This window comes from Methylosinus sp., from assembly GCF_036560965.1.
Classification (GTDB): Bacteria; Pseudomonadota; Alphaproteobacteria; order Rhizobiales; family Beijerinckiaceae; genus Methylosinus.
Genome location: NZ_DATBQF010000044.1, coordinates 1 through 12961, shown reverse-complemented (window position 1 = coordinate 12961; position 12961 = coordinate 1). Strand labels below are relative to the sequence as shown.

General features: G+C 63.4%; 17 protein-coding genes and 1 tRNA gene. 10 read left to right on the top strand and 8 right to left on the bottom strand.

What is annotated here, in order from left to right; genetic code table 11:
* Positions 1–170: 170 nt before the first annotated feature.
* Positions 171–1253: a class II fructose-bisphosphate aldolase gene (gene fba, locus VIF40_RS12050; protein ID WP_331937751.1), complete on the top strand. Its 1083-nt coding sequence runs from the start codon at positions 171–173 to the stop codon at positions 1251–1253.
* A gap of 53 nt (positions 1254–1306) precedes the next feature.
* Here the strand turns inward: fba and VIF40_RS12045 are convergent, their stop codons facing one another.
* Positions 1307–1669: a hypothetical protein gene (locus VIF40_RS12045; protein ID WP_331937750.1), complete on the bottom strand. Its 363-nt coding sequence runs from the start codon at positions 1667–1669 to the stop codon at positions 1307–1309.
* 198 nt (positions 1670–1867) lie between these two features.
* On the opposite strand from VIF40_RS12045, the gene rpe reads away from it, so the two are divergent.
* The 6 genes from rpe to VIF40_RS21485 all read left to right on the top strand — a co-directional run bounded on the left by rpe (position 1868) and on the right by VIF40_RS21485 (position 5025).
* On the top strand, positions 1868–2554 hold the full coding sequence (rpe, locus tag VIF40_RS12040) for a ribulose-phosphate 3-epimerase (protein ID WP_331937797.1): 687 nt from the start codon (positions 1868–1870) through the stop codon (positions 2552–2554).
* 83 nt (positions 2555–2637) lie between these two features.
* Entirely contained in the window at positions 2638–4134 is a 1497-nt protein-coding gene (locus tag VIF40_RS12035; RefSeq protein ID WP_331937749.1) for a pyruvate kinase, read from the top strand.
* A gap of 79 nt (positions 4135–4213) precedes the next feature.
* Positions 4214–4288 (top strand) — tRNA-Gln (locus tag VIF40_RS12030).
* A 97-nt stretch (positions 4289–4385) separates the two neighbouring features.
* Entirely contained in the window at positions 4386–4727 is a 342-nt protein-coding gene (locus VIF40_RS21495) for a DUF6538 domain-containing protein (RefSeq protein WP_414684795.1), read from the top strand.
* Positions 4727–4984 carry a hypothetical protein gene (locus VIF40_RS21490; RefSeq protein WP_414684794.1) on the top strand — a complete coding sequence of 86 codons (258 nt, stop codon included), beginning with the start codon at positions 4727–4729 and terminating at the stop codon, positions 4982–4984. Before VIF40_RS21495 ends, VIF40_RS21490 begins: the two co-directional genes overlap by 1 nt.
* Entirely contained in the window at positions 4957–5025 is a 69-nt protein-coding gene (locus tag VIF40_RS21485; RefSeq protein ID WP_414684797.1) for a hypothetical protein, read from the top strand. Before VIF40_RS21490 ends, VIF40_RS21485 begins: the two co-directional genes overlap by 28 nt.
* Positions 5026–5331: 306 nt before the next feature.
* On the opposite strand, the gene VIF40_RS12020 is transcribed toward VIF40_RS21485, so the two are convergent.
* From VIF40_RS12020 to VIF40_RS12005, 4 genes are all read right to left on the bottom strand, one after another.
* Positions 5332–5745, bottom strand: a complete 414-nt coding sequence (locus VIF40_RS12020; protein WP_331937747.1) for an isoprenylcysteine carboxylmethyltransferase family protein — start codon at positions 5743–5745, stop codon at positions 5332–5334.
* A 528-nt stretch (positions 5746–6273) separates the two neighbouring features.
* Positions 6274–7590: an APC family permease gene (locus VIF40_RS12015; RefSeq protein WP_331937746.1), complete on the bottom strand. Its 1317-nt coding sequence runs from the start codon at positions 7588–7590 to the stop codon at positions 6274–6276.
* Positions 7587–8108: a hypothetical protein gene (locus VIF40_RS12010; protein WP_331937745.1), complete on the bottom strand. Its 522-nt coding sequence runs from the start codon at positions 8106–8108 to the stop codon at positions 7587–7589. Before VIF40_RS12010 ends, VIF40_RS12015 begins: the two co-directional genes overlap by 4 nt.
* Before the next feature lie 40 nt (positions 8109–8148).
* The gene (locus VIF40_RS12005; RefSeq protein ID WP_331937744.1) at positions 8149–8535 is read right to left on the bottom strand and encodes a hypothetical protein; all 387 of its coding nucleotides are present in this window, start codon (positions 8533–8535) and stop codon (positions 8149–8151) included.
* A gap of 318 nt (positions 8536–8853) precedes the next feature.
* Between VIF40_RS12005 and VIF40_RS12000 the strand changes: the two genes are divergently transcribed.
* Positions 8854–9114 carry a GlsB/YeaQ/YmgE family stress response membrane protein gene (locus tag VIF40_RS12000; protein ID WP_331937796.1) on the top strand — a complete coding sequence of 87 codons (261 nt, stop codon included), beginning with the start codon at positions 8854–8856 and terminating at the stop codon, positions 9112–9114.
* Between the two features lie 398 nt (positions 9115–9512).
* Here VIF40_RS12000 and VIF40_RS11995 read toward each other — a convergent pair whose 3' ends face one another.
* The 3 genes from VIF40_RS11995 to VIF40_RS11985 all read right to left on the bottom strand — a co-directional run bounded on the left by VIF40_RS11995 (position 9513) and on the right by VIF40_RS11985 (position 10319).
* Complete coding sequence (locus VIF40_RS11995) at positions 9513–9788, bottom strand: hypothetical protein (protein WP_331937743.1); 276 nt, start codon at positions 9786–9788, stop codon at positions 9513–9515.
* A 61-nt stretch (positions 9789–9849) separates the two neighbouring features.
* Positions 9850–10158: a hypothetical protein gene (locus VIF40_RS11990; RefSeq protein ID WP_331937742.1), complete on the bottom strand. Its 309-nt coding sequence runs from the start codon at positions 10156–10158 to the stop codon at positions 9850–9852.
* A complete protein-coding gene (locus VIF40_RS11985) occupies positions 10155–10319 on the bottom strand; it encodes a hypothetical protein (protein ID WP_331937741.1) in 165 nt (54 codons plus the stop codon). The genes VIF40_RS11990 and VIF40_RS11985 overlap by 4 nt, the downstream gene beginning before the upstream one ends.
* 919 nt (positions 10320–11238) lie before the next feature.
* On the opposite strand from VIF40_RS11985, the gene VIF40_RS11980 reads away from it, so the two are divergent.
* Positions 11239–11700: a hypothetical protein gene (locus VIF40_RS11980; protein WP_331937740.1), complete on the top strand. Its 462-nt coding sequence runs from the start codon at positions 11239–11241 to the stop codon at positions 11698–11700.
* Between the two features lie 401 nt (positions 11701–12101).
* A partial coding sequence (locus VIF40_RS11975) for a tyrosine-type recombinase/integrase (RefSeq protein WP_331937739.1) occupies positions 12102–12961 on the top strand: 860 nt, incomplete at its 3' end.

Sequence of the window (12961 nt, the reverse complement as noted above, 5' to 3'; positions counted from 1 at the left end):
TTTCAACGTCGAACGACCGGCCGCGCAATTCTCTGCGCGCCGGCGCGCGAGGGAGATGACATCCTCCGCGCTCCGCTATATCGCTATCTGCGGAATCGAACCCTGCGACGCCGCATTGCTCGGGCGGCGCCGCCAAAGACGCGAATCCCGACGCTCGGAGGATACCGCACATGGCGCTGATCACCCTGAGACAATTGCTCGACCACGCCGCCGAGCACGACTATGGCGTGCCGGCCTTCAATATCAACAATATGGAGCAAGGCCTCGCGGTGATGGAGGCCGCCGCCTCGGTCGACGCTCCGGTGATCATCCAGGCGAGCCGCGGCGCCCGCTCCTACGCCAATGACGTGATGCTCGCCAAGATGATCGAGGCGCTGGCGATCATGTATCCCGACATTCCGCTCGTCATGCACCAGGACCACGGCAATAGCGAAGCCACCTGCGCCAGCGCCATTCGCTTCGGCTTCACCTCGGTGATGATGGACGGCTCGCTGGAGGCGGACGGCAAGACGCCGGCGAGCTATGACTACAATGTCGCAGTGACGCGCCGCGTCGTCGATCTGGCCCATTGGGTCGGCGCTTCGGTCGAAGGCGAGCTCGGCGTGCTCGGCTCGCTGGAGACCGGCGAAGGCGAGAAAGAAGACGGCCACGGCGCCGAGGGCAAGCTCAGCCACGACCAGCTGCTGACCGATCCCGATCAAGCGGTGGATTTCGTCGCCCGCACCAAGGTCGACGCTCTCGCCATCGCCATGGGCACCTCGCATGGCGCCTATAAATTCTCGCGCAAGCCCGACGGCGCCATTCTCGCGATGCATGTGATCGAGGAGATTCATCGCCGCCTGCCGAACACGCATCTCGTGATGCATGGCTCATCGTCCGTGCCGCAGGATTTGCAGGACGCGTTCAACGAGGCCGGCGGCGAAATGCCCCAGACCTGGGGCGTGCCGGTGGAGGAAATTCAGCGCGGCATCAAATTCGGCGTGCGCAAGATCAACATCGACACCGACTGCCGCATCGCCATCACCGCCTCGATCCGCGCGACGCTGCTGAAGAACAAGGGCGAGTTCGACCCGCGCAAATATCTGAAGCCGGCGCAGGAGGCGATGCGCAAAGTGTGCAAGCAGCGCTACGAGGAATTCGGCGCCGCCGGCCAGGCGAGCAAGATCAAGCCGATCCCGCTCGCCGATATGGCCAAGCGCTACGCCAGCGGCGCGCTCGATCCGCAATTCGCGGAAAAGAAGGCGGCGGAGTGATGTCTAAAACGGCGCGCCCTGATATATCGGGCGCGCCGAGACTCGCGTCGCGCTTATTTGCACTTGTTGAGATCGGGACGATCCGCAGCGCAGAAATTCGCGCCTTTCGCGGCGGCCTTGCCGTCGGCGGCGAAACCGCCCGTCAGCGCCGCGCCCTTGAAGGTCGCCGTCACGACTTTGTATTTGGTGATGTCCAGGCGGGAGTTGTCGCAGTGCTTCAACGCCGCCTTGGAGCATTCGGCTTCGCTCGCAGCGGATTCCTGCGTGTCGCATTCCTGCTTGCCGTCGCACTTCTTGTAGGATTCCGCCTCCTGACCGGCGCAGGCCGTGCGCTTGATGTGAACGACGCAATCGGCGGCGAGAGCGTTGGTGACCGACAGCGCCAGCAGCGCCGCGAGAGCAATGGCTTTCTTCATGGGATCCCCCCTCTATGTCGTGTGTGGCGGACGCGCGGTTCGGAACGCGCGCCGCCATCGCATTGGTGCACGGCCATTGCGAAATCTGCGTGACGCGCGCCGACGCGGCCCGCCGGATCGCATTCGCCTTTGGCGGGCCCCGCCATTATCTCGATGTCCGGCTGCGATGGAGCCTCTCACATGACCGGAGCCTTCCACATGACCAATGACATCGTCATCGCCCCTTCCATTCTCTCCGCCGATTTCGCGCGGCTCGGCGAGGAGGTGCGCGACGTCGTCGCCGCCGGCGCCGATTGGATTCATCTCGATGTGATGGACGGGCATTTCGTGCCCAACATCACTTTCGGCCCCGCATTGGTGAAGGCGCTGCGCCCGCACGCCGCCTGCGTCTTCGACGCGCATCTGATGATCGAGCCGGTCGACCCCTATGTCGAGGCCTTCGCCAAGTCCGGCGCCGACGTCATCACCGTCCACGCCGAGGCCGGCGCGCATCTGCATCGCTCGCTGCGGCTCATCCGCTCGCTCGGCAAGAAGGCCGGCGTCTCGCTCAATCCGGGCACGAGCGAGCGCGCGCTCGACTATGTGCTGGACGATGTCGACCTCATATTGGTGATGAGCGTCGATCCGGGCTTCGGCGGCCAGAGCTTCATCCCAGCGCAGCTCGAAAAGATCCGCCGCATCCGCGAGACGATCGGTCGGCGCGACATATTCCTCGAGGTCGATGGCGGCGTCACGCCGCAGACGGCGACTGCGATCGTCGAGGCGGGCGCCGACGTTCTCGTCGCCGGATCCGCCGTCTTCGCGGGAGCCGGCGTCGCCGCCTATGCGCAAAATATCGCGGCGCTGCGTGGGGCCGCCGCGGCGGCCGGCTCGCTCGCCGTTTGACAAATCGTCGCGGACCGCCGTTGCGAAACCGTCACGAAGGAGGACGAGAGCATCAGGCCCCAGTCTCCAGCGGACCTCATCCGATGAACGACGTCACCCACAGGCCGGCGAGCGAGGCTCGCGCCGATCTCCTGGACCTTTCGACCGCCCTGTCGCAATTGCGCGAGGCGGTCGTCGCCGACGGCCGCGCGCTCATCGAGCGCTGGGGCGGGCCATTCTCCGGGGACGCCGTCCCGGGGACCGAAAATCTCGCGCATTATCTCGCTTTGCGCCGCCGCGACCTCAGCGATCTGCAATCTCGCCTGTCGAGCTACGGCCTGTCCTCGCTCGGCCGCAGCGAAGCGAAGGTGATCGAGGCGCTCGACGCTTTATCGGCGACGCTGCGCCGGCTGACCGGCGAGACCGACGCCCCCTACCCCACACCCACGGCGATGCGCGCCGGCGAGGACGCCCTCGACGCCGCGCGCGACCGCATTTTCGGCGCCGTCCCCAGGACGCCCCACGCCGTCGTGATGGTGACGCTGCCGAGCGAGGCCGCGGGCGAGCCTGCGCTCATCCGCCGTCTGATGGAGGCCGGCATGGGCTGCGCGCGCATCAATTGCGCGCATGACGACGCCGCCGCCTGGGAGGCGATGATCGCCAATATACGCGCCGCCGAAGCCGCGCTCGGGCGCAATTGCCGCGTGCTGATGGACCTCGCCGGGCCGAAGTGCCGGATCGAGCAATTGCGCGCGCCCGAGAAGCTGCGCCTCTATCGCGGCGACCGTTTCTCCATGGTCGCGACGCTCGATCCGCGCTCCGCCGGCCCCGTCGCGATCCGCCCCTCCTTTCCGGAGGCGATCGGCCAGCTCGCGCTCGGGGCCGAGGTGTGGATCAATGACGGCAAGATCGGCGCGCGCGTCGTCAGCGCCGAGGCCGGCGCCGGCGCCGTGGAGCTCGAGGTGTTCAGCGCGCGCAGCAAGGGCGAGCGGCTGAAGGTCGAGAAGGGGCTGAATTTTCCGACCACCGATCTGCGCCTGCCGCCGCTGACGCCGAAGGATTTCCGCGACCTCGACGTCGTCGCCGCCAAGGCCGATCTCGTCGGCTTCTCCTTCGTGCAGGAGACCTCCGATGTCGATCTGCTGCAGGACCATCTCGCGGCGCGGCGCGGCGCGCTGCCGAGACAGACGATCGTGCTGAAGATCGAGACGCCGCTCGCGGTGCGCAATCTGCCGCAGCTCATCGTGCGCTCGGCGCTGCATCATCCGACGGCGGTGATGATCGCGCGCGGCGACCTCGCGGTCGAGCTCGGCTTCGCCCGGCTGTCGGAAATGCAGGAGGAGATTCTCTGGCTGTGCGAGGCGGCGCATGTGCCGGTGATCTGGGCGACGCAGGTGCTCGACCAGTTCATCAAGGAGGGCGCGCCGAGCCGCGCCGAGACCACAGACGCAGCCATGGCGCAACGGGCCGAATGCGTGATGCTGAACAAAGGGCCGTTTCTCGCCGAGGCGGTGACATTCCTGCGCGACGTGCTGGCGCGCATGGATCGCCACCAATCGAAGAAATTCGCCCGCTTCACCCCGCTGCGCGCCTGGGACTGAAGCGCGCGAGACGGTTGCGGAGGCGACGCCGGGGCATTATGGGATAGCCGCCGCCCGGCGACTCGGCCGGTCGGCGCGATGGGGCGTCGCCAAGTGGTAAGGCAGCGGATTTTGATTCCGCCATACGGAGGTTCGAATCCTCCCGCCCCAGCCAGAATCCCACAAATCATTGGAATCGCTGGAAAATCGCCTCAGCTGGGGCGCGTTTCCACATCCGTGCGACATATGGCTGGTGCACCACGGAGATTTTCGTGCCCGCCATACCCCATGTCGTGCGTCGCGGCGCGTTCTATTATTGGCGGCGGCGACTGCCGTCGGCGCTCGCCGAATCGAGAAATTCTGCGACCCTGATTCTCGGCCTGGGCGCCAGCAACCCCGGGAGAGCGCGCTACCTCGCCGGCCAGATTTTAAGCGCTCGCCGATCGTTGTTTTTTTCCGGCCGCTCGAGACCCGCCGCCTCTCCCAACAACAAATCCAGAAGGTGTTCCGCATCGTCTTCACGCAGCGCCTCGACAAGCTCGAGGCCGTGGCTGCGCGCGAACGCACGGAGAACGACTTCGATCCCGAGAAGAGCCGCCGCAGCGAGCGCGTGATGGGGCACGTCTATCGCCTGCTCGAGACGCGCGGACGCGCCACCGCCGTCGACGAGCGCTCTGCCGCGCAAATGGCGGCGCAGGGCATGAGGCCGGACGAGATCGCCGAGATCGCCTTCATGCTCGATCTCATGCAGCGCCAAAACGTCGCCGCCGAAAAGCAGGAGCGGCTCGCGACGCTCGTCGAGGAGAGATCGGGCCGATTATCTACGACAAGGCGGTCGAGGATGTGCAACAAAGGCTACAAGCCCGCATAGCCGAGTTGGATGTCGAGGTTCACGAGGAAGCGTTCGGCTAACCGGTCGCCGGAAGAGCTGCGCATCGCCGCCGTCCACGAGGCCGGGCATGTCGTCGCGCATTTGGCCGTCGGCCATGCGATCGCGCAGGCGTCGTTGATCGCGCGCGGCGAATCCGGCGGACGCACGATTGCGCATCCGGCCGGAGCCGCGCCAAAGCGCGATGGATTGGATTCCAGAGGACTTCGGCGAGAACGCGCCGGAAATGCCGAAGGACGAGGACGAAGAGTCGACGGAGTCGACGGAGTCGTCGAGCGCGTCCGCGGAGACCGCCGAAGACGCAGGCTCCGACGCGGCCCTTCGCTTTTCTAATAAACGCCGGGTATGAGCCTCGCGGTGCGCTTGGCGTATTCACGATACGATGGGAAAGCCGCCTCCAGGACGCGCTCCTCGAAATACATGCGCGGCAGTTGAGCGGCAATCGAAAGCAGCGTCAAAAACAGCGCCGTTGGCTGCTGATAGCGGAACATGATTCCGATCAGAGCCAGTATTTCTCCGGCATAGAGCGGATGTCGCACGAGCCGATAAGGTCCGTTCGTCACGAGCGCGCGAGCTTGCGGCAAAATACTGAAGCACCGGCCGAGCGAGATGATCCCCGCGATGGAGATCAGCGTCCCGACGAGGACCAGGCCGATGGAAAAATCCTTCATCGGGGGCGACAGTTTGGCAGCCGGCGCGGTGACGATGAGAATCGGCAGCAAAAAGCCGAGGACGCCGGCCAATTTCGGGCCGACGCCTTTCTCGGTTCGAAGAGAGGGCAGACGGACGAGCATCAAAAAGACGATCAGACCGAGGAACGCGATATTCGCCACGAGAGAGCAATTCACGAGAAGCCCTTCGGACGGCGAGATCATCTGAAACGAGCCGAATATTCCGAGACAGAACCAAGCGACGACCGGGCTCATTAAAACGAGATCGAGCAGCTTCGCCTTCAAATATGATCGTGTCATTCGACCTTCCGCCAATTTCGAAATATGTCGCCGGGCGAACGACCCGAGCCGGCTCGTCTCGGCTTAGCCGACCAATCCGCACTTGTCGACGCATTCAGACGGTTTCGATGGCGACGCGCATGGCGCGGCCTGGACGCGGACCGCGCAGTCTGAACTATCACTTCGATCCGGTCACGCCAACGTCTCGTGGTCGTGAAATACAACATCCTGCGCCGCCGAGGTCGAGGCTCCGGCGGCGCATTCGGCGAAGCGGTCGGCGTCCGTCCTTACGAATTCGATAGAGCGGGCTCCTTCCATTGGTCATGATGAATTCGCGGAACGTCGGCGGCCATGCGCGCCTCCGAAATAAGCGATCGCCGCGGCCCCGATCAGCGCGGTCGAAGCCAACGCCGACATCGGGCGCATGAGGATCGCCGCGACAGCGACGCCGGCCGTGGCGAGAAGGAACAGCAGCGCCGCGCCCGCCTGGACGAAGCGCGGCCGATAGGAGGCGCGCAGCTCGAGCCGAATCCAGCCGACGACGACTGCCGCGGCGGAGAGGCTCAATGTGACGCCGACGAATTCGAGAATATCGCGCAAGCTCGCCGACCAGACGACAAGAAGCGCGAGCACGCCCTGCGTCAGCACGGCGATGCGCGGTCGCTCGCCATGCAGGCGTCCGAGAATCGCCGGCAGCGCGCCGTCTTGCGCCATGCGCGCGTAGACGCGCGGTCCGCTGACGATCATCGATGAAGCGGAGGTGACGAGCGCGAGGGCGATGAGCGCGCTCAGGGCCCGTTCGGCCACGGGGCCGCCGAAGGACCGCGCTGCGACGGCGCCGCTCTCGGCGACGCCCTTCAGCGCCTCGATCGGCGCGCCATAGAGAATGACGGCGCTGACGCCGAGATAGAGGACCATGACGAGCAGCGTTCCGGCGTAGAGCGCGCGGCGAACCGTCACGCCGCCGCCGGCGACTTCTCCCGTCACATAGACGGCGGCGTTCCAGCCGGAATAGGCGTAGGAAATCCAAACCAACGAGCCGAAAAAGGCGAGCGTCGAAAAGGGCGCGACGCCCGCATCGCCGCGCGAGACGGTTTCGGCCGCATGCGGCGCGCCGAAGCCGACGAAGGCGACGATCGCCAAAACCTTGATGAGCACGGCGACGTTTTGAAACGCGACGCCCTGCTTCGGCGCGAAAGCGTGCAGCAGAGAGAGGACGAGCACGATCGCCGAGGCGACGAAAGGGGCGCTCCAAACGGGACCGCCCGCCTTGGTGAGATAGAGCTCGGCGCCGAGCGCGGAGGCGGCGATCGGCGCCGTGAAGCCGGCGACGAGCGATATCCATCCCGCGACGACGCCGAGCGCCGGATGCAATGTCTGCCGCAGAAACGCGTATTCGCCTCCGGAGACGGGAATCTTCGTGGCGAGGTCGGCGTAGACCACGACGCCGGAGAGCGCATAGAGACCGCCGGCCGCCCAGGCCAGCATCACATAGGAGGGCGCGCCGAGATCGCCGAGGGCGAAACCGGATGTCGTGAACACTCCGGTTCCGATCGTATTGGCGACGACGAGCGCGATAGCGCCGCGCTCGTCGATGAGCGCAGCGCTTTTCGAAGGAGACGCCGGCGCGGCGCTCATTGCGCGGACGTCTCGAACATGGCGAAATATTGCCGCGGCAGGAAATCGACCATATCGACGCGCTCATAGCCGGCGGCTTTCAGCTCCTCGGTCGCCGTGTCGAGCGAGACGCGATGCGCCGCGGGCGGACCGTCCTTGGCGGCGCCGTTGAAATCGACGAGCGCGAGCCGGCCGCCCGGCTTCGACGAGCGCCCGCTGAAATTATCGACGCGATTGTCGATGTGATGATAAGTATCGACGAGCAGCGCGAGATCGACCGGCCGCGGCAAATTGGCGCTTTCAGGCCTCGCCTGCACAGGCGCGATGTTCGGCAGCTGCAGCGCGGCGACGTTCTCATCGGGCTTCTGCCAGACGTCGCAGGCGGGATCGTCGAAATGCTTCGCCCCTTTGTCGGCGTCTTCGAAGCGACGATGAAAACCGCCATCGGGATTCTTGTGCTCGGCCGGAACTTGCGCATGAGCGCCTCCGACTACCGACAGAGCGGCCAGCGAGACCGCAATCCAAATCACCGCCCTCATCGCAATCTCCTCGCATCAATGGATTCTCAGAACTCGACCTTCACGCCGCCCATTGAGCGAGCAGAGCCGGGTCAATGTGTTGGGAATGCGGAACGCCGCCATCACATATTGGCGCTCGAACCGATTCTTCACAGCGAAAATGGCGGTCGACGGCGGCGATGGGAAGGTCGTCGATCGAGGCGATCCGCGAGCCCATGAGGCCGTGGCGGCGCGAGCGGGCCGATATCGTCCAAGCCGCCTTGTCGAGATCGAACTCCGCCCCTTCGACGGCGCGCAACTCGCCGGGGCGCACAAAGGTCAAAGCCGAGAGCTCGAGCGCGACACAAGTCTCCGGCGCGCCTTCATAGCTCGCAATGGCGCGAAGCGGCTCCCCGAACGCTTTGGGCTCGACGATGGCGGCGCGGATTTCGAGGTCCGTGAGATGCATGTTGGTATCCGCCGGGACGGGGTTTCGCAGAGACCAACATAAATACCCACCTATGCGGTGGATACCGACGCGCGCCACGAGACCTACTCGGACGCAATTTCGCCGATACATGCTTATTTTTTAGGGATTTTCGGACGCTATCAGACGATCTGACGGGAGATGGTGCCGGTTGCAGGATTCGAACCCGCGACCTACTGATTACAAATCAGACGCGACCCAGAAGCCCGAGCGCGGTTGTAGCGGCGGGCCGTTTTGTGTTTGAGATGCGCGCCGGATAGTCTGAACGAGCACATTGGAAACCGCATGCATCTGGCCGCCCTGCATCTGCCCTATCAAAGCCTTGTCGTGATTCTGTTGGTCGGCCTCGTCGCCGGATGGATCGCCGCGAAGTTCATGACGAAATATGGAATGGGGATCGTTGGCGACATCGTCGTCGGAGTGATCGGCGCCTATGTCGGGAATTGGCTGGCGCCTCGGCTCGGCGTTCACTTTGGAACCGGGCTCGTGCGCGCCAGTCTGAACGCCACGGGCGGCGCTATCGTCCTGCTCTTGCTGGTTCGTTTAATCCGGCGCGTTTGAAGGAAACATCGGCGAGCGACGGCCGGCCTGCTGTAGCTTCGTCCCTCAGCCGAGCGTTATCAAGACCACACGCCACGAAGCGGCCCGCCCGGATGTACGGCGGGCCGTTTTTGCGTTTTGAGGCCGGCGCTTGGGTTTTGCGTCAATCTGACGCAATTGAATATCGACCGCCGTGGAAACAGGTAATCTCGCGAGGCAGAGTTCCGAGTGCCTGCGTTCCTTGCAAGTTTTGCACAGCCCGGTCAGCAATGGCCGGGCTTTTCCTTTGGGGTCACCGTCCCATTCCCGCCACCCCATACCGGCGCCAGTCCGGCGAAACGTCGAGGCGCTGCAACTCGCACTCCGAGCGGATGGAACCCCCCGAGCGCGGATGTAGCGATGGGCCGTCTTGCGTGGAGCTAATGTTCCCGACGGATTGGCCGCAAGCGGAACGACACGAAGGAATTCCAAGCAAATCGACCGCCGTCGATCGCGAAGTCGCCATCATCGACATATTCCGCGACGAGCTCGCCCGCCTTGCGCCATTCGTCGGCGGTCGGCATGTTACATATCGCTTCTGGCGCCCGCTCCTCACTGGAAAGAGCGAAGATCGCTTGGACCACAGCTGGATGTGTGTGCCGGCTCAATCCCCACTCGCTGGGCGGGGCAAACGTAGAGCAGATTGCATTCCTCATCGTCGCCTCCCTCTTGCGAGCGTCTCGCCCGGCGCGAGGCGCCTTGAAGGAGAACGTGGGGCTATTCGCTCAGGCAACAAGTGGCGTCGAAGAGCCTTTCTTTGGTATGATCGACGTACTGCCGGGCTTGAAGTCGCGCATGGCGGAATTCCAATTCTATGTGCTGGTGCTTTCCATCAGCAAACCATCCCAGGTATCTGCGTAGCCCGGTCAGGAATGGCCGGGTTTTTTGCGCTTGCTGAGGCTTGACGATAATCGCCCCTGCGCCAAATTGATTTGCGGGACGGTCGCCCTTAATGGTCGAGACCATAGCCGTCCCTTTCTTTTCCCGGTTCGCAGTCCCGTGCGAACCGGGTTTTTCTTTGATCAACGCCCCATTTCCACCATCTGGCGCTCGCTCAAATCCGGCATCACGGCAGCCACACCGCTGCTACCAATAAGAGCCGCGCCGACCGCAATGGACATCACCGCGATAATGCCGATCATCCCTATAAACTTTACGAGATCGCCCGTATCTCGACGCTTCTGCAATTGAGGCTCCTCACGGGAAGTTTTCACATCTGGCAAAATATCGGAATTCTGCGCCAGTTGGTTTGACGGACAACAAGAGACGAGTGCGTCACGATGGCGCGGCTTTCGTCGCGCTAGTCCCCGCCTGGTTTCCTAAGTCACTGTTTTCCAAGTGCAACGCGCGCTCCGGAATCGATCTGGCGACGTAATGCCGCGTTTGGCCAGAACCGCGCCTCCGCTTGGACGGCAAGCCGGAATGTTGGCCCTTCCACTCTATGAATCGCCCTAGGACGCCACCCCCGATCGCACCAATAACCGCCGCAACAATCGCGGTCGGAACGCCGAAAGTTGTCCCACCAACAAGCATGCCCATAGTGGCGCCCATGCCTGCGCACGCGAGCATGGTCCGCGAGATGCCGTATCCATAGAATTCGAGTTGCATGAGGATCATCTCGTCCAGAGGCGCCGACCAGCGCGCGCTGGCGACAATCGAAGGGCGTCGTTTTGGCAAACGAGACCAAGCGCCGTGAAGGGCTGGGCCTTACTCACAGTCCGTCGGGCGAACAGGCGCCGGGAATTCCGAAATGAACGCGCGTAATACGACAGACAAAAGACAAATCCGTCGCGTGCTTCAACGCGCCGAGGTCGAGAGACGCATGGATATCGGCCACGATCATGTCATGCACGACTTTCTGACCACGCGTCAAATTCAGCCGCTAGCTTGAGAGGAGAGAACGACGTTTGGGGGGACAGGACCTCGTTCGAGCCAATTTCGCCTGAGACAAGCCAGGCAAATTCAGCGTCATGCCTGACCTTAACCATTCCGCGAAATTCTCCGATGTTGAAACCCCTGCAATTCGAGGTTTGGCGTCGTCGAATAGCGTTAAGTGATTGCAAGCGAATGACATGGGAACGCCGGACTGAGCGCAGGCAAACCGGATTGCAGCACGTCACCCATGCGCCGGCGACGCCTTGGGATTGGAGAGCGGCGATTGTGCGGGAGGCGATCGTCATGCAGAATCGAAGCCTACGCAATTTCGAGATTCGGCGCCAGATGGACCCAAAAGTGATCTTGGCCGCGCTGTGGGCGTCGACGTGGCCGGCTATGAGCTCCGATCTCCCACTGAATCCAGCCGTCACGCAAGAGACCATCGCGACCACAATATGTCTGGCGCACGGCTGGGAAGGTTTGCCAGTGATCGGTTGGCTCCGCCGCCGCGCCGCATACCGCGCCCTCATTGAATCCGACGCCAAGGTGCTAATCGAGCGTTTCGGCGAGCAAGCCTATTCCGAGGCGCGGTTTCGCCAGCACGACGCGCCGGACGTTGTGGACGCAAAGCGCCCGGCGGGTCATTGGGAGTGGGTGAAAGAGGCGATTCGGCGGATTGTGGCCGGACGCTAGATCAGCTTCCACCTTGCCGGCATGCCTTCGCCGCCCGTTTGGACGCCGTGCTGGGACCTTGGGATTGCAGGCCGGCGATTGTGGGCTGGCAGTCCCGAGGCATGGTGTCGCATTTGGGTGGACGACGAAATCCCTCGATTGTTGTCCGAAACGGCATATTCGGGACTTTTTGGATCGCGGATTCTGGCGTAACTATTTGATTTTATTTGGTGAGCGCGCCGGGGCTCGAACCCGGGACCCTCTGATTAAAAGTCACGGGCTTTGCGTGGTCATACGTATTTTTAAGGGAGCATTACCGCCGATTTCACTTGACATTCGGCGTATAACCTCTGATTTTGGGAACCATAAGCAATCATACGAAGCCACAAGATTGCTTCCCATGTGCTTCCCAAGGCTATCCCATGCGGCTCACAAAGGCGAATGTCGCCAAAGTCTCTTTGCCCGCCGGAAAATCCGACGCCATCATTTTTGACGACGACCTTCCCGGGTTCGGGCTTCGCTTAAGGGCTGGAGGCAAGCGGACTTGGCTCGCGCAATACAGGATCGGCGCGAAGCAGCGCCGCGTGTCTTTGGGAACGGTTGAAAACACGGACGCGGACGAAGCCCGCCGCCGCGCGAAAACTACCCTGAGCAAGGTTCACCTGGGGCACGATCCGCAAGACGAGAAAAACGACACCCGCGCTCGAGCAGCCGTCACACTGCGGGCGATCATTGATAGCTATTTGATTCGCCATGCCGAGAGTCGACTGAAAAAGAACAGCTTAATCGAGGTTCGCCGCTATCTGTGCGTGCTTTGGTCGCCGCTGCATGAAACAGCCGTCCATTCCGTCACGCGAGCGATGGTCGCCGCGCGCCTCGCCGAGATCGCGGGAGCTAATGGACCATATGCCGCGAATCGCGCCCGCGCCGCCTTGTCGAGCTTCTATGGTTGGGCGATCGGCGAGGGGCTAACCGACATAAACCCCGTGGTCGGGACGAACAAAGCAACAGCCGAGACGGCCCGCGACCGCGTGCTAGGCGACGCCGAACTCGCCCTTGTGTGGCGCCATGCCGGCGATGGCGACTATGGCGCCATTATCCGGCTTCTCATACTGACGGGCCAGCGCCGCGAGGAAATTGGCGGAATGCTTTGGGATGAGCTGGACCTGGAGGCGGGGCTTTGGAGCATCGGCTCGGCCCGCACGAAAAATCGCAAGGCCCATGACGTTCCCCTGTCTCCCGCCGCCGTTGCGATCTTGCGCGCCATCCCGCGCCGGGAAGG